Genomic DNA, 22122 nt, shown 5'->3' with positions numbered 1-22122 from the left:
TCGCTGGCCATGAAACTGAGCGAACTCGGCGAATTTGGACTTATCGCCCGGTTGACGGCAGATATTAAAACAGATGCCGCCGTGATAAAAGGCGTCGGCGACGATGCAGCTGTCCTGCGGTGCGGGAGGCGTTGGCTACTTTTCACTACCGACGCGCTGGTGGAAGGGGTTCACTTCCGGCGTGACTTTGCTTCCCTCCAGGATATCGGCTATAAAAGCCTCGCCGTCAATATCAGCGACATCGCCGCTATGGGTGGCCGGCCAACCTACGCGGTGGTAACGACTTGCCTCCCCGCTTCCCTGACCGCGGAAGAGGCCGCCGCGCTCTACGAGGGGCTGAAGGAAGCCGCTACCGCGTGGGGCGTCAGCGTGGTAGGTGGTGACACCACCGCGGCCCCGCTTCTTATGTTAAACGTAGCCCTCCTGGGAGAGGCCGCACCGGGCCGGGTACGTTTCCGCAGCGGGGCCGAACCTAAAGATATCATCTGCATTACGGGACCACTCGGCGCCGCCGCAGCGGGGCTTTTCCTTTTGCAAAACGAAGGGTTCCCCTGCCCTGAGCCGCTCCGCAATATCCTGCTCCGGCGGCACAGGCGGCCGGAGCCGCGGGTAAAGGCGGGCTTGGCCCTCGCCGGTACTCCTGCCGTCCACGCCTTGATCGACGTGAGTGACGGCCTCGCCTCTGAAGTGCACCATGTCGCCGCCGCCAGCGGCGTCGGGTGCGAGATTTACCGGGCGGCGATCCCCGTGGCGCCGGCAACAGAATTCGTGGCCCGCCGGGCTAGCCGGGATCCTATCGATTGGGCGCTCTTCGGCGGTGAGGATTACGAACTTCTCTTTACCGTGGCCCCCCAGGCGCTGGGGGAAATAAGCCGCGCCCTGGTTAAAGCGGGAGCCGGTTGCCACCCGGTAGGAACGATTACGGCCGAAAAGGGCGTTTGGCTCCTCCTGCCTGACGGCAGCCGCCAGGAGCTGCCCGCAGGCGGCTACGACCATTTTAAAGAGCCGGATTGAAAATTCAGCCTGGAAAACGGCAATAATTAGTAGAGGTGCCCACCGGTCTTGGCGGAATTAGAAGTTAAAACCGAGTCGGCTATAGCAACCAAGGCGCTCGGCGAACAATTAGGGCGGCTGCTCAGGCCCGGCGACCTGGTTGCCCTCACCGGGGCCCTCGGCACCGGAAAAACCTGTTTTACCCAGGGCTTGGCGCGGGGCCTGGGGATAAAGGCCGCAGTGACAAGCCCTACTTTCGTGCTTATCAGAGAATATGCGGGGCCTATCCCGCTTTACCATTTCGACGCCTACCGCCTCAGTGGTCCGGAGGAGTTTTGGGCGTTGGGCAGCGGCGAATATTTTGCGGGCCCCGGCGTTTGCGTGGTCGAATGGGCCGACCGCGTAGCCGAAGCCCTTCCTGAAGACCGGATAGAAGTAGAAATCCGCTACCTGCCCGATACCGCAGAGGGGCGCCTCATTCGCCTCACCGGACGGGGGCGCCGCAGCCGGTCGGTCGTGGAGGAATTGAAACGTGGCTTGCGTGTTGGGAATTGAGACGGCGACGCCACTCCTCAGCGTGGCGGTAGTTGGGCCGGAGGGCCTTCGCGCGGAACGCGCGGCCTTTGGGGAGCGGCTCCACTCGGTCCGCCTTTTCCCCTTTATCGAAGAACTGCTGCGCGATGCCGGCACCCATCCGGAGGACCTGAACGGCATTGCTGTCTCCCAGGGCCCTGGATCCTTCACGGGCCTCCGCCTGGGTGTCGTCAGCGCCAAAACGCTCGCGCAGGTTTGCGCCCTCCCCGTAATTGGGGTACCAACGTTGCTCGTTCTGGCGGCGCCGCTGCTTAGCGGCGACATTCCGGTCTGCCCCGTACTCACCTCGCGCGGCAACGAGGTTTACGCTGCTGCTTACGCGGCCGGCGCCCCGGAGGCATCAGTTCTGGTTGCGCCCTTTGCCGCCCCCCCGGTAGAAGCAGCCCAAAAATTTGCCTCTTTTTCCAAGCTTATCCTGATAGGTGAGGGGGCCTGGGCGTTCCGGGAAGCCTTTACCGAAATCCTCGGCGGAAAGGCGCTCTTCGCTCCCGAAATTTTCAATTACCCCCGGGCCGCCACGGTTGCCTTTCTGGGACGCCAAAGGCTGGCGCGTGGCGCGGCAGTTACGCCCTTCGACCTTTTACCGGAATACCTTCGCCCCCCGGCGACCACAAGGGGGCACAGCGCGTGAGGGTCAAAGTTGTCCCGATGGAACCGGAACACCTCGACGCCGTAATGGCCATCGAAAAGGTCTCCTTCCCGATTCCGTGGCGGCGGGAGGCTTTCCTCTTCGAAATCCTCCTTAACGAAACAGCCGATTACGTAGTGGCGCTTCACCGGGGTCAAGTTGTAGGGTACGGCGGCATGTGGCTGGTTCTCGACGAAGCACATATCACCAACATCGCCGTCCATCCCGACTTCCGCGGCAGGGGTATCGGCCGCCGCATCCTGCAGGAACTGATCAAGAGGGCGGCCTTGCGGGGGGCAACAAAGATGACCCTCGAAGTACGGCCCTCAAACCTTATCGCGCGGAAGCTTTACCAAGAAATGGGTTTTGAGGAAAAAGGGGTCCGCAAGCGCTACTACCAGGATAACCAGGAAGATGCCATTATCATGTGGCTGGAAAACATTCGGGCCAGGGCCTAAGTAGGGTGATATCCTTTGAGTGTCTTCATCCTCGGAATCGAAACTTCTTGCGACGAAACAGCCGCGGCGGTTGTCGCCGACGGCCGGGAGATTCTGGCGAACATTGTCGCGTCCCAGGTGGCGGTCCATCGGCGCTTCGGCGGCGTTGTGCCCGAAGTGGCGTCACGCCGTCACATAGAAGCCCTAAACCCCGTTATTGCCACGGCTCTATCGGAAGCAAGCCTCTCCTTTTCCGACCTTGCCGCCGTTGCCGTAACGCACGGTCCCGGTCTTTTAGGGTCACTTCTCGTGGGGCTGATGGCAGCCAAAAGCATCGCCCTTGCCTGCAACATTCCGCTCATCGCCGTCCACCACATTCTGGCTCACGTCTACGCCTGCTTCCTCTCTGCACCAGAGACCAACTTCCCCGTCGTCGCCCTCGTGGTCTCCGGTGGGCATACCGACCTGATTTATGCCGCCTCCCACAGTGAGTTCCGCCTCATCGGGCAGACAAGGGACGACGCTGCCGGTGAAGCCTTCGACAAAGTGGCCCGCGCCATGGGCCTGGGCTATCCCGGCGGTCCGGCGATCGAACGGCTCGCCCGGGAAGGGGACCCCACCGCTCTTTACCTGCCCCGCCCCATGCTCGAAGAGCAGGGCTACGACACGAGTTTCAGCGGTCTGAAAACGGCCGTCGTTAACCACCTCCACCGGGAGTGGCAAAAAGGCAACCCCGTGAACCTTGCCGATCTGGCTGCCGCCTTCCAGGCGGCGGTGACCGAGGTGCTGGTAACCAAAGCCTTCACCGCAGCGGCGGACTTCAAGGTAAAAACCCTCCTACTTGCCGGCGGTGTAGCCGCGAACGGTTACCTGCGGGAGCGCTTCCGCGCGGAAGCAAGCCGGCGGCGTCTGCGCCTCGTCATCCCGCACCCGGCACTCTGCACCGACAACGCGGCGATGGTGGCCGCCGCCGGTTACTATCACTTCCTCCGTGGGGACTTCGCCCCGCTTACCATAAACGCGGTTGCCAACCTACCACTTACGGCCAATCTTGCGGTATAATTTAAAGCGATGATCCCGAAAGTCGAAAAGATGGCGTTCGTCCCGTTCTGCCGTCTCCTCCCCGTCAACCCCGATCCCCCGGCTCTGCTTGCCGCACTGGGCGGACCGGAAAGAGACTACGCATTTCTCCTCGAGAGCGCCCTTGGCCAACCTAGCCGCCTCAACCGCTACTCTTTCCTCGGCGTTGAGCCCTTCCTTATCCTCCGGAGCAAAGGCCGGCAGGTAGAAATCCTCCGGGACGGGCAGCGGGAAATTTCCCCTGGTAACCCCTTCGCCCTGCTCCAGCAACTCCTCCAGACCCATCGCGCCGCACCACCCGCAAAAATGGCGGGGCTCCCGCCTTTCTATGGTGGCGCCGTTGGCTACCTCGCCTACGATTTGGGGCGCCAGATCGAAAGGCTCCCCGCGAAGGCTCATGATGACCTCGGTCTTCCAGAGCTTTACTTAGGCTTCTACGACCTGGTGGTGGCGGTCGACCACCTGACCGGCAGCGTAACGCTCTGCGGCTTCCCGGTCCGAGGAACCGCTTCCCTCACCGAAAAAGCGCATCGGTGGGAGCATCTGTTACAAAGGGGCGCCTTACAGCCGCCCCCACCAGAAGAACCCCAGCGTCGCAGTTCCCTCCCTCCCCTACCCGCTCTCGCGGAACACTTTACGCGTAAGAGTTACGCTGCGGCGGTCGCTCGTGCCCGGGAATACATTGCTGCCGGGGACATTTTTGAGGTCAACCTTTCCCAGCGTTTCGCCGCCCCGCTTCAGGGGACGGCCTGGGAACTCTACCGCCGTCTCCGGCGCCTCAACCCGGCACCCTTTGCCGCCTACCTCCGCTTCTCGGAAGTAGAAGTAGTCAGCGCATCACCGGAGCGCTTCCTGAAAGTAGAAGCAGGACGGGTGGAGACAAGACCGATCAAAGGAACGCGCCCCCGAGGCGCTACCCCGGAAGAAGACGCACGACTCCGGCAAGAACTCTGGGAAAGCGAGAAAGACCGGGCGGAGCTAACAATGATCATCGATCTGGAACGGAACGACCTTGGCCGGGTCTGCAGGGTAGGCTCAGTAAAAGTGCCTGAGCTTTACGTCCTCGAGGAATATGCCACCGTCTTCCACCTTGTTTCCACTGTCACCGGCGAACTCGCCTCGGGGAAAGACGTGGCGGACCTCATCTTAGCAACCTTCCCCGGCGGCTCTATTACCGGGGCCCCGAAAATCCGGGCGATGGAGATCATCGAAGAATTAGAGCCCGTTCGCCGGAGCATCTATTGCGGTTCGATCGGCTGGCTCGGTTTCCAGGGCGACGCGGATCTCAATATCGTCATCCGGACCTTTATCGTCAAGGACGGCCGCGTTTACTTCCAGACCGGAGGCGCGGTCACCGGCGATTCCGACCCAGAAAAAGAATACTTAGAAACACTCGCCAAAGCCCATGGCCTTTACCGCGCCCTGTAGCGGCCGCCGCGGGACTTTCCGCCGCCCGGCAACACCGAAAAGATCAGGACCGCTGCGCTTCCCGCGCCCGCCGCTTTTTGAGCTCTTCCAGGTAATTGGTCTTACCGACAACTAGATCACCGACCCAGTAGCCGGGTGGGGCTTTAAAAACCGCGTTCTTTGTCTTTTTTACGCGGTCGAGGGCCACGATAGTCTCCGCTACCGTGCCGTCGGCCAGCGTCACCGTGGCGGCGTAGTAAAAAGCCTTCTCCCCCACCCCAAAAGCAGTCCCCAATCCCGCGGCGGCCTTAAAAACCACCTCGTTCCGGATAGCGGTTCCGTCCGGCCGCACCGAAACAATGTAGGCCGGTAGGGAAGGATTAAACGCTCCTTCCTCCGTCTGTTGCGCGGGGACCAGAAAGTAAAGGCGCTCCCCCTGCGGATCCCAGGCAGGGGAGTGCCCGCGCGCGACCTGCTTCAGCCTGGTGCCGTCCTCTCGCACCGTAAAGATGGGGGAAAGAAAGCTGCCGGTGCCCTGCGGCACCGCTTCCCAAGCCAAGTAGGAGCCTTTTGGCGACCAGCGGAGGGAATCAAGCCGGCTGTACTTTTCCCCCCGGTTTTTGGTAAAATGCACGCCAAGCGGTTTCCCAGAGCCGCCCTTGGTGTCCTGAAGCACGATCTGGTCCGGTAGAGCACTGTAAGCAATCTGGTTACCGTAGGGGGAAAAAGCCGGCCACCAAGGATTGAATTTATCCCCGGGAGGGATTCCGAGGCGCCCTTTGCCGTCGAGGGCTACCCACGCCAAACTGTTTCTCTTTCCAGGGTGTTCGCTGCGGCGCACGTAAAGCACGAAACGCCCGTCGGGGGAAAGCGCCGGGTGCATTGCCCGGGATGTCTCCTTATCCGAGAGGCGCCAGGCCGTTCCTGTCTCGGGATCGAGCAGCCACACACTTGCCGCCACTTCTCCCGAACTACTCTGGCCCTCAGGGTAGAAGCCCCTGACGGGGCCGCGCACGAGAGTGAAAACAACAACCTCCCGCCCGCCCCGGCTTTTAAGCGCCCTTTTTACTCCCCTTCCCGCCGGCGTTCCAGGCGGATACCCCTCAAAACACCCGCAAACGGCAAGCAGGCAGAGCCCGAAACAGAGAGTGATTTTGGCGAGTTTTCCGAAACGCATCCGGCCACTGCGCCTTCCGAGCGCCTTTAATTGAAACAGCCCAACTGGCACTCCCTGATCTTGATCCCAAGGGCATCACAGGCCGCACCGATCATCCGGACCGGAACCCTGAGTTCCGCCGCCAGTTCGTGGGCGCGGGCGCACGTGATCCTCTTTTCGGCAGCAGCCCGGCGCACGGCCTCTAACACTTCGGGTGATGGTAAAAGCGGCTCCTTTTCCTTCACTATCGCGCTACCCCCTTGCCGCGCACCACTTTTTTCCCCACGCCATCTATTTATATAATACCTTATAATACCTTCATAAATACCTCCGGGGGTTTTAAAGTCGGTCACCTCTACCTATCAGATTTACCGTTACGTCAGCGGTACGTGGCAAGAGAGTCCGGACCAGGTCGCCGTAGAAAAAGTGATTGATCTTTACCTTGACGGCGCCTTCCGCACGAAAATTCACTTTCTCCCGCGCAAGCCGGAACTCCTCCTCCTTGGGCACCTGTTTCTTGAAGGCCTGATTCAGAGCCGCGAGGAAGTCGCCAAAATTGAAATCGACGCCGAAAAAAACGCGGCCTGGGTGACCCGCCGGGTCTTAAAAGGCAGTCTTTGCCAGCCTGCTTCCCTCAACCAGACGCAGCCTAAAATTTCCCCGGCCGCTGTCCTGAAGCTAGCTGCCGCCCTCGCGGCAAACCCGCTTTTCCGGCAGACCGGCGCCGTGCACTGCGGCCTGATCGCGGCGCAGGAGGAGATTCTCTTCGGCACTGAGGATACCGGGCGCTTCAACGTCCTGGACAAGCTGGCGGGCTATATCCTGCGGGAGAAACTATCGGCTCCTGACCTCACCATCACCTTCAGCGGCCGGCTCACCGGCGAAATCGTCAGCCGCCTCGCTAAAATAAAAGTGCCGGTGGTCATTTCACCGGCAGCGCCAACCACGCAGGGGATCGCGATCGCCGTCGCCGCAGGTATCACCCTGATCGGTTTTGCGCGGGGTGACCGCTTTAACGTTTACACCCACGCGCAGCGCCTCGAGTTGCAGTCCGGTTGAACGTTGGACTCTACCTCACCGCCTTCTCGATCCGGACCGCCACGCCTTTGTAAGCCGGGATCTTAGCCACCGGGTCACGCGCCGGTCCCACCAGCACGTTTACCGGACTTTCGGCCGAGTGGAACGTAGCGAAAACAATACCCGGAGGCAGTCCCTCGTTCACAGCAGTCCGCATCTTAACCGAACCCCAGCGCGAGATAACCGTTACCCGCTCCCCACAACCGATCCCTAACCGCGCCGCATCTTCCGGGTTCACCTCGAGGCAGGTTTCCTGGTAAAAGCCGAGCGGCGTGCGGCGGGTCATGGAACCCGAATGGTAGTGGGTAAGGTAGCGCCCGGTAATCAGCAGGAACGGGTGCTCCCCGTCCGGTTCCTCGTCCGGGCGGGCGAAACTCACCGGGTGAAAGCGCCCCTTACCCCGGACAAACCGGTTCTGGTGCAAGATCCGCGTGCCCGGATGGCCGGGTACCGGACACGGCCAAAAAAGACCCTCGGGCTCAAGGTAAGCGTAAGAGACGCCCCCGTAGATCGGCGTGAGACTCGCTATCTCCGCCATGATGTCCGCAGGAGAGATGTACCACATCGGGTAGCCCATTGCCCGTGCTATGCTGCAGATAATCTCCCCGTCCGGCTTCGCGTCGCCTACGGGAGGAATCGCCCGGCGGACACGCTGGATGCGTCTCTCCGTGTTGGTGAAAGTCCCTTCCTTCTCGGCAAAGCTTACCGCCGGTAGAACCACGTGTGCGTACTGTGCCGTTTCAGTAAGAAAGAGGTCCTGAACCACTAAAAACTCGAGCTTCTGGAGCGCCTCCTTGACCAGGCTACTATTGGCTTCCGTCACCAAAGGATTTTCCCCCATGATGTACATCGCCTTGAGCCGCCCCTCGGCCGCCGCCTCGAACATTTCCGAAGCGGTAAGCCCTGGCGTCTCGGGCAGTTTGGCGTTCCAGGCCGCCTCAAACTTCGCCCGGACCCGTCGGTCGGTTACCGGCTGGTAGCCGGGCAGCACATCCGGCAGCGCCCCCATATCGCAGGCGCCCTGCACGTTATTCTGCCCCCGGAGCGGGTAGACGCCGCACGCTTCTTTCCCGATGTGCCCGCAAAGCATGGCCAGGTTGGCGATGGCCAACACGTTATTGGTGCCGCAGGTATGCTGGGTAACCCCCATCGTATAAAGGATTATCGCCTTCTTCGCCTGCGCGTACCCCCGCGCCACCTTATAGATGAGCTCCGCCGGCACGCCGCAGATGCCCGCTACAAACTTCGGCGGGTACTGGCTCACCCTTTCCCTGAAGGGTTCGAAATTTTCCGTTCGCGCAGCAACGAACGCCTCGTCCCATAGCCCTTCGCTTAGGATCGCGTTGGCGAAGCCATTCAGGAGCGCAACGTCTGTTCCCGGCCTAATCTGGAGGTGATAGTGGGCACGCGCCGCTATCTCGGTCCGCCGCGGGTCCACCACGGCCAGCACCGCCCCACGTCGTAGAGCCTTTTGGATCTGGATGGCGATTACCGGGTGCGTCTCCGTAGTATTACTGCCGATTACCAGGATAAACTCCGCCCCCGGAATCTCCGCCAGGGTATTCGTTGCCGCACCGCTGCCAAACGCTGCCGCCAGACCGGCGATCGTGGGGGAGTGGCAGAGGCGGGCGCAGTGGTCGATGTTATTCGTACCAATCACCGCCCGCGCGAACTTGCCCAAGAGGTAGTTTTCCTCGTTGGTGCACCGCGCGGAAGCGAGGATCCCGATCGCGTCAGGACCGTATTTTTCTTTTATTTCTTTGAGCCTTGTGGCTACCAGCTTAACTGCCCGGTCCCAGGTAACCTTGCTGAAAAGGTAGGGGTCGCGTACTAGCGGCATCTGCAACCGTTCCCGGTGGTGGATGAAGCCGAAGCCGAAGCGCCCCTTGATGCAGAGCCAACGTCCGTTGACGGGCGCTTCGGGAGTAGAAGTGACCCCGATAACCCGGTCGTCTTTTACGTTCAGGTCGAAGGAGCAGCCAACACCGCAATAAGAACAGACGGTGCGCACCTTTTTAACTTCCCAGCGCCGTCCTTGTCCCCACATTGGCTTTGGGGTCAGCGCCCCAACGGGACAGACGGAAATGCAGTTGCCGCAAAAAATGCAGTTAGACTCCTCAAGCGGGAGATCCATAGGCGGGGTGATCTTGGTAAAGAAACCCCGCTTCGTAAAGTCGATCACCGACCGGCCAACGAGCTCGCCACAAACCCGTACGCAGAGACCGCAGAGAATGCACTTATTCATGTCCCGGACGATGAAGGGATTATTGTTCTCAATTCCGTACTCTCGCCGCTTGCCATGAAAGCTCGTTTCCCTCACCCCGTAACGGTAGGCAAGATCCTGCAGGATGCAGGCCCCGGTCCGCTCGCAGGTGAGGCAGTCTTGGGGGTGATTTGCCAAGAGGAGTTCAATGAGCGTTTTGCGGGCGTGGCGCACTGCCGGGCTCTCCGTCTCCACCACCATCCCCTGGCGCACGGGTGTGATGCAGGAAGCAGGCAGGTTATTCCAACCCCGCACCTCAACGATACACAAGCGGCAACCGCCCCAGGGCGAAAGCTCAGGGTCGTAGCAGAGGGTCGGAATGTAGATGCCGGCTTGCCACGCCGCCTCCAGGATAGTGGTACCTTCCGGCACCGTAATTTCGCGTCCGTTGATCACCAGGGTAACTTCTCTGGCCAACCGCCTGGTCCCCCTTTAGCGCCGCCTAACGGCGTTAAACTTGCAAACCTCGTAGCAACGCCCGCACTTAATGCAGCGATCCTCGTCGATAACGTGGGGCTTTTTCTTCTCACCGCTGATCGCGTGTGCCGGGCAGGCGTACCGGCACGCACCGCATCCGTTACACTTCTCCGCAATAATAGAAAACCGCCGCAGGGCAACACACTCGCCCGCCGGGCAATGCTTATCCCGAATATGTTTTAAGTATTCGCTCCGGAAGTAGCTCAGGGTAGTGAGCACCGGGTTTGGCGCCGAAGTGCCGAGACCGCAGAACGAGGTGGCCTTAACGACGCCCCCTAGATACTCTAAAAGCGGGATGTCACTCAAGTTCCCTTCACCCAGCGTAATCTTCTCGAGTATTTCTAACATCCGCGTCGTGCCTTCCCGGCAGGGAGTACATTTACCGCACGACTCCCGCTCGGTGAAATTGAGGAAGGATTTGGCCATGTTGACCATGCAGTTGTCCTCATCCATCACTACTATGCTACCCGAGCCCATCATCGCCCCTGCACCGGTGAGTGATTCGTAATCGATCGGCAGGTCAAGCATATCCTCCGGAAGGCTACCGCCGGAAGGGCCACCGACCTGGACAGCCTTAAACCTTTTACCGCCCTTGATACCGCCCCCAATACCGAAGATAAGCTCCCGTAGGGTAATCCCCATCGGCACCTCAGCCAGCCCCGTATTCCGCACCTTGCCGCTGAGAGCAAAGATCTTCGTTCCCTTGCTGCGCTCGGTGCCGATAGAGGCAAACCAGGCCCCGCCCTTAAGGATTATCTTCGGTACGTTGGCAAATGTTTCTACGTTATTAAGAACGGTTGGCTTGCCGAAAAGCCCCTTCTCCGTTGAGTGCGGCACCTTGATGCGCGGAATACCCCGGTTGCCCTCAATCGAAGCTATCAGCGCCGTCGACTCGCCACAAATAAAGGCCCCCGCACCCTCATTAATGTGCAGGCGAAAGTTAAGCCCGGAATTGAGGATATTTTCGCCCAATAGGCCATAACGTTCCGCCTGTTCGATAGCGATCCGCAATCGCCGGACCGCCAGCGGGTATTCTGCACCCACGTAAACGTAGCCCTCGTCCGCACCAACGGCATAAGCGCAGAGCAACATGCCTTCGAGGACCGAATGCGGGTTCCCCTCTAACACCGCCCGGTCCATAAAGGCGCCCGGGTCGCCTTCGGCAGCGTTGCAGATGACGTAGCGCTTGCTGCTCGGCACGCGGCGCGCTGACTCCCATTTTTTACCCGTGGGGAACCCGGCGCCGCCCCGCCCCCGGAGGCCCGATTTTTTCACTTCGGCCAGAACCTGCTCCGGCGTCATCTGGGTAAGTGCTAAAGTGAGCGCCCGGTAGCCGCCAACGGCGATATATTCCGCAATATCTTCCGGGTTGATGAAGCCGCAGTGCTCCAGCACCACCTTCATCTGACGCTGGTAAAAGGGGATTTCGTCGTAGGTCCGGCAGGGCTGCCCCGTTTCCGGGTTCTGGTAAAGCAGCCCCTCCACCAGCCGCCCGTTGAGCAGGTGTTCTTCGATGATGGCCGCGATATCCTCCACCTTCACCCGCCGGTAAAAGGTTTTATCCGGCTCAACGATAACCACCGGACCCTGCTCGCAGAAGCCCATACACCCGGCCAGGGTCACCTGCACCCTATCTTCCAGGCCGTACCGCGCAACCGCTTCTCGGAAAGCATTAATTAAGTTAAAGGCTCCCGCCGAACCGCAGGTAAGCCCGCCGCAAACGAGCACTTTCCGTTGCTCCGAACCAGGCTGTAAAATAATGCGGGCCAGAAACTCCTGGAACTTGCGCCTGCAGCGCGGATCATCGTGGCAGAGAGGCCCTTCTGACCGGCAAATGACATAATCACGGCAGGGATTTGCCGGCGTGTGTTCGCACTGGCTACAGCATTTATCCATCAGAGATGCCACTTGACCAACTCCCGCCTTCCAACCGGAGCCGCCCGGCTCTCACTCGTATTTTTTCAGCAGACCCAAGGCCTTTTCGGGGGTGAGTCTACCGTGCGTATCCTCGTCGATCACCACCACCGGCGCCATACTGCAGGCGCCGACACAGGAAACCGTCTCCAGGGTGAAACGGCCATCCGGCGTGGTACCCCCAAGTTTCACCCCTAACTCCCGCTTCAGGCGCCGGTAGATGCCTTCGCCGCCCCGCACCTGGCAGGCGATTCCGAGACAGACGCTGACGAGGTGGCGCCCGCAAGGTTTCAGCCGGAACTGGGAGTAGAAGGTAGCCACGCCGTAAACCTTGCTGAAAGGCACGTTTAGCTCCCGCGCCAGGGCGCGCATCGCCTTTTCAGGGAGGTAGCCGTAGTGGCGCTGGACAGCCAACAGGGCCGCAATGAGCTGCTCGGGCCTATTCCGGTAAGTGTTGATAATCGCCTTGAGCTCAGGATCCTCGGGTGTCGGCGCAGCACATTTACCGTTCATCGATCGCTCTCCTGTCTTAAGTCGATAATCCTTTTCTCGGTAACAATGAGTTTCACCGGCCAGTCGTGGGGTTCGGGGTAAACGGTGGGTACCACCTGAAAATCGTAGGCCAGACCGACCGTCACCGCGTCGGGCCGTAGTCCCGGCAAAAAACAGTCGTAATAACCCCCGCCGTAACCTAACCGGTAACCCTTTACATCGTAAGCCACCCCGGGAACCAGGACCAGGTCGAGTTCTTCCCGCGTTACAGGCGGACAGAACGCTCCGGGCTCAGGAATACCAAAAGGGCCGGCTACCAGGTCCTCGGGGTAACGGCTTATCAGCCGCGCGCAAATCATTTTTTGCCGCCCGTCGGTTACGGGAAGCACCACCCGCTTCCCTGCAAGAAGTGCCTCCCTTATCAGTTGCTCTGTTCCCACTTCGTTCCGGCAGGCCACGTAGGCCATAAGTAACCGCGCCCTGCGAAAGGCCGGCAGCTGCCAAAGCTTAACCTGAATCGCGGCACTTTTCCCGGTAACTTCCACCGGCGCCAGCGCCAGGCGCCGCGCCAAAATAGCCGTTCGCAAACCCCTTTTCATTGCGTAGCTCTTTTGAAATCCTCTGGGAATAAGATAACCCCTGCCGGCCGGAGATGTCAAAGCAAAGGCGTCGAGCGGCTAATTTTGCGGCGTAGAAGGTTTATTTTTGCCGTCAAACCAAAAGTTAATCCACCTTGATTAGGCTGAATTGTATAAAGTTGCCTGAAAGCGGGCAAAAATATAGCGATAGACAAATGTAAACGGGATTATATTTTGCCACTAAATTTTTCAAAAGAAGAAGAAAATAGGGCGACTCTGAAAGATAAACGCAAGTTTTCCCGCAAGACAGATGATATTTTGCAGATCAGCCACTTTACGTTTGGCAACCGCTTTGGTTATTATATTTCCTGGCTTGGTATTAGCACTCAATCAAAATGAGTGCTAACAAAATAAAAAATTTCAATTTAAGGAGGGGTTATCGTTGATCAGGCCTTTAGCAGACCGGGTAGTGGTTAAGCCGCTGCCGATGGAAGAAGTGACGAAGGGCGGTATCGTCCTGCCCGACACCGCCAAGGAGAAACCGCAAAAAGGTGAGGTTGTCGCGGTGGGGCCGGGCCGTCTTCTTGACAACGGGCAGCGGGTAGCCGTCGACGTAAAGGTTGGGGACAAGGTGCTCTACTCGAAGTACGCCGGCAACGAAGTCAAACTTGACGGCGAAGAGTACCTGATCCTGCGCGAAGCCGATATCCTCGGTGTAATCGAGTAAGAAGCGATTCTTTGATTCTCATATGCTTGTTTCCCCTAACTCGCACAAAAAAACTCAAAGGAGGTAAAAAACTTGGCCGGGAAAGTGCTTATTTACCGTGAAGATGCACGTGCCGCCGTGGAGCGCGGTGTCAACGCCGTAGCCGACGCGGTAAAGGTTACCTTAGGGCCGCGCGGCCGTAACGTCGTTCTTGAAAAGAAATTCGGTTCGCCACAGATTGTAAACGACGGTGTCACGATCGCCCGGGAGATTGAGCTGGTGGATCCTTTCGAAAACATGGGTGCTCAGCTCACCAGGGAAGTAGCCACCAAGACCAACGACGTTGCCGGTGACGGGACCACCACCGCCGCCCTGCTCGCGCAGGCCATCGTGCGGGAAGGAATGAAAAACGTCACTGCGGGCGCTAACCCCATTTTGGTCAAGCGCGGCATCGAAAAGGCCGTGGAGCGTGTCGTCGAGGAGCTTAAGAAGATCGCCAAGCCGGTAGAATCCAAGGCGGCGATTACCCAGGTAGCTTCCATCTCCGCCAACGACCCGACCATCGGTGAACTGATCGCCGAGGCGATGGAAAAGGTCGGCAAGGACGGCGTCATCACGGTCGAGGAGTCGAAGGGTATCGGCACCTCGCTTGAGGTCGTCGAGGGTATGAACTTCGACCGGGGTTATATCTCGCCTTACATGATCACCGATCCGGAGCGCATGGAAACGCTACTCAATGATCCGTACATCCTCATCACCGACAAGAAGATTTCTGCCGTTACCGACATCCTCCCCATCCTCGAAAAGGTGCTCCAGACTGGCAAGCCCTTGCTCATCATTGCCGAGGATGTGGAGGGCGAAGCGCTGGCCACCCTGGTGGTGAACAAGCTGCGCGGTACCCTCTCCTGCTGCGCGGTTAAGGCCCCGGGCTTCGGCGACCGGCGTAAGGCGATGTTGCAGGATATTGCTATCCTGACCGGCGGCCAGGTCGTCTCCGAAGAGGTCGGCCTCAAGCTCGACAAGACCACCCTCGACATGCTCGGCCGCGCCCGGCAGGTGCGGGTTAAGAAGGAAGAGACAATCATCGTCGGCGGCCAGGGCAATCCCGACGATATTACCAAGCGGATCGCCCAGATTAAGAAGCAGATTGACGAGGCGACCTCCGATTTCGACCGGGAGAAGCTGCAGGAGCGGCTGGCCAAGCTCGCCGGCGGTGTGGCGGTAATCAACGTCGGTGCGGCTACCGAAACCGAGATGAAGGAGAAGAAGCTCCGCATCGAGGACGCCCTTAACGCTACCCGGGCGGCCGTTGAGGAAGGCATCGTCCCCGGCGGTGGCACGGCGTTCATCAACTGCATTCCGGCGCTTAACGACCTCAAGCTCGACAACCCGGATATGCAGGTTGGGGTGAATATCGTCCGGCGCGCGCTCGAAGAGCCGCTCCGCCAGATCGCCTGTAACGCCGGGCATGAAGGTTCCGTTGTGGTCGAGAAGGTTAAGGCGAGCGAGCCGGGCGTCGGTTTCGACGCGCTCAACGAGCGCTTCACCAACATGATCGAGGCCGGGATCATCGACCCGGTCAAGGTAACGCGGACGGCACTCCAGAACGCCGCCAGCATCGCCTCGATGATCCTCACCACCGAATGTCTGGTGGCCGAAAAGAAAGAGAAGGAGAACAAAACGGGTGGCGGGATGTCGCCCGAGATGATGTAAGCCAGAATGAGTTGAAGGCCTCGCGATCGCGAGGCCTTCGCTTCAAACTGCCACGAACAATGCCGCCGCCAAACGTAAAACGTTTACAACTTAAATACCTTCAACGCGCCTTGAAGCGCCGCCGCCTGCTGCGCAAGCTCCGAGGCCATCTGCCCCACCTGCTCCGCCACGTGGCTCGCCTCCTGGACCGACTGCGCCACATCTTGGGTTCCCTGGCTTGCCTGCTCCGTAGCCCGCGCAATATCCCGAATCCCGGCCAGCGTATCTGCTACGCCCTTGAGGATGCTCTTCAACCTTTCCTCCGTCTCGACCACGGCGCTGACGCCTTCGTGCACGGTGGAGGAGGCGCGGCCGATCGCCGCCACCACCTCACTCGTACCCCGCTGGATTTCCGCAATAATCTTACTTATCTCTTCAGCGGCCTGAGCCGACTGCTCCGCAAGTTTTCGCACCTCTTCCGCCACCACCGCAAAGCCGCGCCCGTGCTCGCCGGCACGCGCCGCCTCGATCGCCGCGTTGAGCGCCAAAAGGTTAGTCTGCTCCGCGATCCCCTTGATCACCTCCGTAATCCGGCCGATCGCCGCCGAGCGCTCGCCTAGCTCCCTCACGAGGCCGGCGCCCTTGTCAACGGCTTCCTGGGCGTTCCGGATGCCGCTGACCGCACTACCCAGTGCCTGGATGCCGTCGTTCGCCTCCTTCTCCATCCGGTCGGCGATCGCCGCCGCCGTCTGGGCGTGCGCCGCCGTTTCTTCCGTACCTGCCGAGAGCTCCTCGACGGTTGCCGCCACCGTCTGGACCGTTGCCGACAGCTCCTCCGCCGAGGCGGCAAGGTTATCGCTCTTACCGGAGACCTGCATTGCCGCCTCCTGGATCCGGGTCGCCAGGTCCCGCAATTGGCCGACCATCCGCCCGGTCGCGTCAGCGAGCATCCGCAGCTCCCAGAAGTGCTGCGTCCCCAAGTTCACATCGGCGAGGTCCCCGTCGGCCACCTTTTCCAGCCGCTCGGCCACTATCCTGATGGGTGTCAGTATCCGCTGGATAGCCGGCACAAAAACTAAAGGTAAAATACCTACGACTGCAAGACTAACTAAGAAAGCAGACCGGACCATCTTGCCGGTCACCGTTTTAACCTCCGCGAGGGGAAAGCCGAGGGACCACATTCCGATAACTTTGCCCTGCACATCTTTAAGCGGCATATAGCCCATTAGGTGCGGCTTTCCGGCGACATCAGCCACCCCGTAATAGTTTTGCCCCTGTTTTAAGACCGCCTCGACCACGTAAGGCGCGGCCTTGGTCCCTACCTTTCGTTTTCCGGTACTATCTGTAACCGTGGTGGCAACTTGCGTATCGCCCAAAAAGATGGCCGCCTCAGCGTCAAACTCCTTTTTAGCTTCGTCCACGATTGTAAAGTTTCCGTTCATCAAGATTTTACCCTTGTAGAGTTTGCTCCCTACTACCCGCCAGTCGCCAGGGTAACGGTGTTCGAAAAGTCCTTCGTAGCTCCCGATGAGGTCACGCTTCAGGTAGCCCTGCAGCTGCGCGGTTAGAGTCGCTCGCGCGACGAGGACCACCGCCAGGGTACAGGCCGCTGCAGCAAAGACAACCGCTGCGGTCACGAGAAAAGCTATCGCCTTCCGCAAGTTCAATACCCGCACCGGCACTCCTCCTTCAAAGTACAAGGCTTAGTCGCAATAAACAAAAACGCCCTCCTTACCCAAAGGCCAGCACCGGTGACCACTCCTTTCCCCGGCTACCCCAGGAAACATTTCCTTAACTTTCTTTTTCGTTCAGAAATACTTTTTCTAAAGAGGAAAAAGGAAAGAAGCCTCTTGCTTTGGGAATTTCCCGGCAAAAAATTAGGGAACTCCGTCGCGAGTTCCCCCTCTAAAATACCTAATTATTATCTCTTTCGGTTAATTACGTTCGCCGTAAACCTTCTGGGCCGCGGCTTCCGCTGCCACCGATAGGTAGTAGTTGGTCGAGGCAGCCGTGAGGAGCGGGTGGGTGCCCACCTGTAAGAGCGCCACCTGCTCGTAGGTCATCCGGTGGAGGATGCAGGTCGCCACCACGTTGATGAGTTCCCCAACACTCTCCCCGCCTACCGCCTGCCCGCCAAGGAGTACGCCGGAGTCCTTATCAAAAACGAGTTTCACCCGCGTATCGGTCATGCCAGGCATCACCTTCGGGTGGCGGTTAGGAGTAACCGCCTCTCCTGTCACGACCGCAAAGCCCTCGCGCCGCGCCGCCTCTTCCGTAAGCCCGGCCGCCGCAAAGGCCAGCCGCCCGACAACCGTCGAGACGACCCCGATAACCCCAGGGTTTTCACGCCGGTCTCTGTAGAGGTTGGCCGCCACCACCCGGGCCTCCATCGTCGCCACCGAAGCGAGGCGCACCGGACTCGGCTTACCGGTAAAGAAGGAGGTCTTCGCCGCACAGTCACCGCAGGCGAAAATATCCGGGTCTTCGGTCCGCATGTGCCGGTCCACCCAGATGCCGGCTACCGGGTCCGCTTTGAGGCCCGCCTGCGCGGCCAGTTCCACATTAGGCCGCACCCCGGCCGAAATAAGAACCAGGTCGGCTTTAAGTTCCGTGCCGCTCGCCAGGCGAACGCCACTTACCGCCTCGCCCCCGGTTATCACCACCACTTTTTCTCCGGTTAGAACTTTAACCCCGGCGGCAGCAAGCTGCTTCTCCGCCGCCACGCAGAAGGAGGCGTCGAAGGAGAGACCGAGGCAGTGGGGCAACATTTCGACCACCGTAACGTTTTTGTCGCTGTGTTTGCGGATCTCCTCGGCAAACTCGACACCGATGAAGCCCCCGCCGATGATGACCACATCATTCGCCGCTTTGAGCGCCGCGAAGAACTCGGCCAGCTGCTCTACATTCTTCCGGATGACGAAAACGTTCTGCTTATCCGCACCGGGGATGGGCGGGACAAGCGGGGTCGAACCGGTAGCCAAAATAAGCTTGCCGTAGCTGATCGTTGTGCCATCGGTAAGCACAACCTGCCGCTTTTCCCGGTCGAGCCGCGCCACCTCTTCTTCCACCAGATCGATACCCTCGAAATCGAGCAGGATGTCAGGGACCAGATCCCGCTCGACCGACCCGATGGTACCGAAAATGTAGGGGATGCCGCAGGGAATGGGGACGGGCGAGTCCCGCCGGATGATTACGATGCTCTTCTCCGGGTGGTAGCGCCGCGCGACCGTAGCCGCAGTTAAACCCGCCACGCTGCCACCGATAACCACGATATCCGCTGCCTCAGGAACCGGAAAATCCTCGTGCATTCTTCCACCCTTTCCCTGGTTATTCTGGTGTTAACTTTTTCGCTCAAATTCTCAGGATTTCCGCCACCACTTCTTTCATTTCCTCCCGCCGGACCACCCGCCGGTGGCGGACCGGCTTTTCCGCCAGAGTTCGGAGCCCCTCAGGTACCGGCCACCCCGTTTCCCGGGCGAGAATTTCGAGGAGCGCAAATTCGTCGTGGCGCGCGGCCACCTCCTCCACCAGCACGGCGCGCGCCACATCCCGGTTGAATTTAAAGGGGCTCGCGGTCGAAAGAATGATACTCGGCGTCCCGTCTGCCGTGGCGGCCCGGTAGCGGGCGTAAACCGCCCGGGCCACGGCGGTATGCGGGTCGAGGAGGTAACCGTAGCGCCGGAAGGTCTCCTTGATCGTTGCCAACGCGGTCGCATCATCCGCCCAGTCGGACCAGAAGATTGCCCGCACCTGTTCCGCCACCGCCTCCGGAACCCGGTAGACGCCGCGCTCTTTAAGCTCGCCCATCCAGGTCCGCACCGCCACAGCATCCCGGCCGGTGAGCGCGTAAAGAAGCCGTTCCAAGTTGCTCGAGATAAGGATGTCCATCGAAGGCGAAATCGTTTTGAAAAAGGGGCGCCGCCGGTCGTAAACACCCGTGCGGACGAAATCTGTGAGCACGTTGTTGGCGTTCGCCGCCAGGATGAGGCGTTTCACCGGCAGCCCCATCAGCCGCGCGTAAAAGCCGGCGAGGATGTTCCCGAAGTTGCCCGTCGGTACCACGAAATTGACCGCCTCGCCGGGCTTGATGCCCCCAATGGCAAGGAGGTCGGCGTACGCGGAGAAGTAGTAAACAATCTGCGGCAAAAGCCGCCCCCAGTTGATCGAGTTGGCGGAAGAAAACTCAAAACCGGCCCGTTTTAACCGCTCCCTCATCTCCGGGTCCGTAAAGATCTCCTTGACGCCGCTCTGCGCGTCGTCGAAGTTGCCCGCCACCCCGACGACGTAGGTGTTCCTTCCCTCCTGCGTCACCATCTGGCGCTTCTGCATCTCGCTCACGCCCTCCGCGGGAAAGAAAACGATGATCCGCGTTCCCGGAACGTCCCGGAAGCCCTCTAACGCCGCCTTCCCGGTATCGCCCGAGGTGGCCACCAGGATCACGCTTTCGGCCGCATTTCCCGTTTTCTGGCGGGAAAGGACCAGCAAATGGGGCATCAGCTGCAGCGCCATATCCTTAAAGGCGTAAGTCGGCCCGTGCCAGAGTTCCAGGATGCAAGAACCATCCCCCAGGGACTTGAGCGGCACAATTGCCGGATGGTCAAATTTCCGGGTATTGTAGGCCGCCCCGATACACGCTCTTATTTCCGCAGGGGTAAAGCCTTCAAGGAAAGGCGTGATGATGCGCGCCGCCCGCTCCTGGTAGGGAAGACCGGGAAAGGCCGTAATCTCAGCTTGCCCAACAACTGGAAATTCCTCCGGGACGTAGAGGCCGCCGTCGGGAGCTATCCCCTGCACTATCGCCGCCGCAACTGTAACCCGCGGCGTCTCGCCCCGCGTGCTTTCGTAGTGCATTTTTCTCCTCCCGGAATGGTTTTAACGATAAAAGTATAACATAAGCGGGCCTTCGGGAGGGTGAAAAAGAAAAGCGCAGCGATTGCCGCAGAACCGCGCCCGCCTTGCCCTTAGAACCGCCCCGGGTTAGCCCGCGGTAATGTGGTCCAGAAATGCGCTTACTTTCTCCCCTTTTGCGGCGAGGAATTCCTGTGGCTGCGTCTCGGTCAGCAGCCGCGTGATTTCCGGGTCCGCTTCGTCGGGCACCGTGAAGAGAAGGCGCTTGATCTTCCCCATCTCGACCGCTGCCGGGATGAGCACTGTCTTCCCGCTATACTCGCAAGCGAACTCGAACTCGTCGAAATCCTCCGGCGGGTCGGGCAAGTACCGGCACGTAATCCCGTAGGCGGCCAGCTTCTCGCTATCCTTCACGCACTGGAGCTTAATCTCCCGCCCGATATACTTCTTGAAGCGCTCCACCAAGCACCCTCCTTACCGTAAGCCTACGCTGTTTTTACCCCGGGAGTAAGCCGCTCCCGCGGCTTCCCGCCCTGATAAACTAAAATTTCCAGAGGCACCCTGCCGGGCAGCATGTGGCTCGCGCACGCCAGGCAGGGATCGTAAGCCCGCACTGCCATTTCCACCATATTCAGCACCTTTTCGTCCACCGCGCCGTTTTTGATGAGTCCCTGCGCCGCCTTCTTCACCGCGAGGTTGATCGCAGCGTTGTTTTGGACCGTGGCGACGATAAGATTGACCTTCTGCACGACGCCCTTCTTGTCGGTCACGTAGTGGTGGTAAAGGGTGCCGCGCGGCGCCTCAACCACCCCCACCCCCTCTGCCGGTGGCCGGTCGGGCAGAGCGCGCCCGTGCGGATCGGTTACCTCCGGGTCTTGCGCCAGCTCGAGAATCCGCTCGCTCGCATACATCAACTCCACCAGCCGCGCCCAGTGGTAGGCGAGGGTGTTGTAGACCGGCTTACACCCGAAAAAGGCAAAAAACCGGGCGTAAGCTTCCTGCGCCAGCGGCGTGGCCATTCCCTCCGCCACGTTGAGGCGCGCGAGGGCATTCACCCGGTAGACCCCGCTGGCCATTCCGGCGGTGAAGCCCCGCCACCCGATTTTCTTCAAGTACGGGAACTTGACGTAGCTCCAGGGCTCGACGTGCTCCGCAATTTCCTGTAGGTAATCCTTGGCCTCAAAAAGGGCAACTTCCCTACCCTCCGGGTCGACAACCCTGATCCGGCCGTCGTAGAAGTTAACCTGCTTCTCTTCGCCAACCAAACCGGCGTAATAGGTTTCGTGGCGGTAGAGATCGCCCGCAATTAGCTCTACCAGTTGCCCGTTTTGCAAAACCGCACGCTCGAGAAAATCTCCAGGCTCTTCTGGCTAAAAGCAACGAGGGCACGCGCCAATCCCACAAGCTCCTCCCGTTCCTCCGGTAGCAACCGCTTAGCGAGGCCGCCAGGGAGCCCAGTAACCGGATAAATCGGGTGCCCCCCGATGATCTCCTGGATGCGCTGGGCGTAACCCCGGGCATCGACCACAGCCGCACCAACTTCTCTCCCCAACTTTTCCACCAGGCCGAAGATGTTCCGCCTCGCCGCACCTTCATCCATCAGGAGCAAGTCGGGGGCCCCAAGCGCGAAAAAGTGGAGGATGTGGCTGTGCACCATGTGCGCGTTGTAGTAAATCTCCCGCAGCTTCCGCGCGGCGGGCGGCGGGCTGATCCCGTAAACTGCATCGCACGCCTTGGTCGAAGCCATGTGGTGGGCACCGGGGCAGACGCCGCAAATTTT

General features: G+C 59.9%; 21 protein-coding genes. 9 read left to right on the top strand and 12 right to left on the bottom strand.

The window, feature by feature from the left end; translation table 11 throughout:
* The first annotated feature begins 9 nt into the window (after positions 1-9).
* The 6 genes from thiL (at position 10) to pabB (ending at position 5160) form a co-directional block, all read left to right on the top strand.
* On the top strand, positions 10-1014 hold the full coding sequence (thiL, locus tag ACUVTA_RS01275; RefSeq protein ID WP_445951173.1) for a thiamine-phosphate kinase: 1005 nt from the start codon (positions 10-12) through the stop codon (positions 1012-1014).
* 48 nt (positions 1015-1062) lie between these two features.
* On the top strand, positions 1063-1548 hold the full coding sequence (gene tsaE, locus ACUVTA_RS01270; RefSeq protein ID WP_445951172.1) for a tRNA (adenosine(37)-N6)-threonylcarbamoyltransferase complex ATPase subunit type 1 TsaE: 486 nt from the start codon (positions 1063-1065) through the stop codon (positions 1546-1548).
* Complete coding sequence (gene tsaB, locus ACUVTA_RS01265; RefSeq protein WP_445951171.1) at positions 1526-2218, top strand: tRNA (adenosine(37)-N6)-threonylcarbamoyltransferase complex dimerization subunit type 1 TsaB; 693 nt, start codon at positions 1526-1528, stop codon at positions 2216-2218. The genes tsaE and tsaB overlap by 23 nt, the downstream gene beginning before the upstream one ends.
* Positions 2215-2673: a ribosomal protein S18-alanine N-acetyltransferase gene (gene rimI, locus ACUVTA_RS01260; protein ID WP_445951170.1), complete on the top strand. Its 459-nt coding sequence runs from the start codon at positions 2215-2217 to the stop codon at positions 2671-2673. Before tsaB ends, rimI begins: the two co-directional genes overlap by 4 nt.
* Positions 2674-2688: 15 nt before the next feature.
* The gene (gene tsaD / locus ACUVTA_RS01255) at positions 2689-3714 is read left to right on the top strand and encodes a tRNA (adenosine(37)-N6)-threonylcarbamoyltransferase complex transferase subunit TsaD (RefSeq protein ID WP_445951169.1); all 1026 of its coding nucleotides are present in this window, start codon (positions 2689-2691) and stop codon (positions 3712-3714) included.
* Between the two features lie 84 nt (positions 3715-3798).
* A complete protein-coding gene (gene pabB / locus ACUVTA_RS01250) occupies positions 3799-5160 on the top strand; it encodes an aminodeoxychorismate synthase component I (RefSeq protein ID WP_445951180.1) in 1362 nt (453 codons plus the stop codon).
* Between the two features lie 43 nt (positions 5161-5203).
* On the opposite strand, the gene ACUVTA_RS01245 is transcribed toward pabB, so the two are convergent.
* Both ACUVTA_RS01245 and ACUVTA_RS01240 read right to left on the bottom strand, forming a co-directional pair.
* Complete coding sequence (locus ACUVTA_RS01245) at positions 5204-6316, bottom strand: TolB family protein (protein WP_445951168.1); 1113 nt, start codon at positions 6314-6316, stop codon at positions 5204-5206.
* A gap of 26 nt (positions 6317-6342) precedes the next feature.
* The gene (locus ACUVTA_RS01240; RefSeq protein ID WP_445951167.1) at positions 6343-6540 is read right to left on the bottom strand and encodes a hypothetical protein; all 198 of its coding nucleotides are present in this window, start codon (positions 6538-6540) and stop codon (positions 6343-6345) included.
* A gap of 181 nt (positions 6541-6721) precedes the next feature.
* Here ACUVTA_RS01240 and ACUVTA_RS01235 point away from each other — a divergent pair, with 181 nt between their 5' ends.
* Positions 6722-7354 (top strand): formate dehydrogenase accessory sulfurtransferase FdhD, encoded by a 633-nt coding sequence (locus tag ACUVTA_RS01235; RefSeq protein WP_445951166.1) that lies wholly within the window; start codon positions 6722-6724, stop codon positions 7352-7354.
* Positions 7355-7364: 10 nt separating this feature from the next.
* Here the strand turns inward: ACUVTA_RS01235 and fdhF are convergent, their stop codons facing one another.
* From fdhF to ACUVTA_RS01215, 4 genes are read right to left on the bottom strand one after another with little or no spacing between them, the layout of a single operon-like run.
* Positions 7365-10052, bottom strand: a complete 2688-nt coding sequence (fdhF, locus tag ACUVTA_RS01230) for a formate dehydrogenase subunit alpha (protein ID WP_445951165.1) — start codon at positions 10050-10052, stop codon at positions 7365-7367.
* Positions 10053-10067: 15 nt separating this feature from the next.
* The gene (locus tag ACUVTA_RS01225; protein ID WP_445951164.1) at positions 10068-12020 is read right to left on the bottom strand and encodes an NADH-ubiquinone oxidoreductase-F iron-sulfur binding region domain-containing protein; all 1953 of its coding nucleotides are present in this window, start codon (positions 12018-12020) and stop codon (positions 10068-10070) included.
* A 39-nt stretch (positions 12021-12059) separates the two neighbouring features.
* Positions 12060-12539, bottom strand: coding sequence for an NADH-quinone oxidoreductase subunit NuoE (gene nuoE / locus ACUVTA_RS01220; RefSeq protein WP_445951163.1), 480 nt, complete (start codon positions 12537-12539; stop codon positions 12060-12062).
* Positions 12536-13117, bottom strand: a complete 582-nt coding sequence (locus tag ACUVTA_RS01215; RefSeq protein ID WP_445951162.1) for a 5-formyltetrahydrofolate cyclo-ligase — start codon at positions 13115-13117, stop codon at positions 12536-12538. The genes nuoE and ACUVTA_RS01215 overlap by 4 nt, the downstream gene beginning before the upstream one ends.
* A 421-nt stretch (positions 13118-13538) precedes the next feature.
* On the opposite strand from ACUVTA_RS01215, the gene groES reads away from it, so the two are divergent.
* Together groES and groL are read left to right on the top strand one after the other, a co-directional pair.
* Entirely contained in the window at positions 13539-13823 is a 285-nt protein-coding gene (gene groES / locus ACUVTA_RS01210) for a co-chaperone GroES (RefSeq protein WP_123927870.1), read from the top strand.
* Positions 13824-13895: 72 nt separating this feature from the next.
* Entirely contained in the window at positions 13896-15515 is a 1620-nt protein-coding gene (gene groL, locus ACUVTA_RS01205) for a chaperonin GroEL (RefSeq protein ID WP_445951161.1), read from the top strand.
* Between the two features lie 83 nt (positions 15516-15598).
* Here the strand turns inward: groL and ACUVTA_RS01200 are convergent, their stop codons facing one another.
* From ACUVTA_RS01200 to ACUVTA_RS01175, 6 genes are all read right to left on the bottom strand, one after another.
* Positions 15599-17170: a methyl-accepting chemotaxis protein gene (locus tag ACUVTA_RS01200; RefSeq protein ID WP_445951160.1), complete on the bottom strand. Its 1572-nt coding sequence runs from the start codon at positions 17168-17170 to the stop codon at positions 15599-15601.
* A gap of 258 nt (positions 17171-17428) precedes the next feature.
* Complete coding sequence (locus ACUVTA_RS01195) at positions 17429-18802, bottom strand: NAD(P)/FAD-dependent oxidoreductase (RefSeq protein ID WP_445951159.1); 1374 nt, start codon at positions 18800-18802, stop codon at positions 17429-17431.
* A 43-nt stretch (positions 18803-18845) separates the two neighbouring features.
* Entirely contained in the window at positions 18846-20345 is a 1500-nt protein-coding gene (thrC, locus tag ACUVTA_RS01190) for a threonine synthase (RefSeq protein ID WP_445951158.1), read from the bottom strand.
* Between the two features lie 126 nt (positions 20346-20471).
* Positions 20472-20804, bottom strand: coding sequence for a hypothetical protein (locus tag ACUVTA_RS01185; RefSeq protein ID WP_445951157.1), 333 nt, complete (start codon positions 20802-20804; stop codon positions 20472-20474).
* A gap of 23 nt (positions 20805-20827) precedes the next feature.
* Complete coding sequence (locus ACUVTA_RS01180; RefSeq protein WP_445951156.1) at positions 20828-21676, bottom strand: Ni/Fe hydrogenase subunit alpha; 849 nt, start codon at positions 21674-21676, stop codon at positions 20828-20830.
* On the bottom strand, positions 21655-22122 hold a 468-nt coding region (locus ACUVTA_RS01175; RefSeq protein WP_445951155.1), incomplete at its 5' end, for a nickel-dependent hydrogenase large subunit. The genes ACUVTA_RS01175 and ACUVTA_RS01180, both read right to left, overlap by 22 nt.

The organism is Thermodesulfitimonas sp. (assembly GCF_052743955.1).
This window is presented reverse-complemented; position numbering and strand designations above follow the sequence as displayed.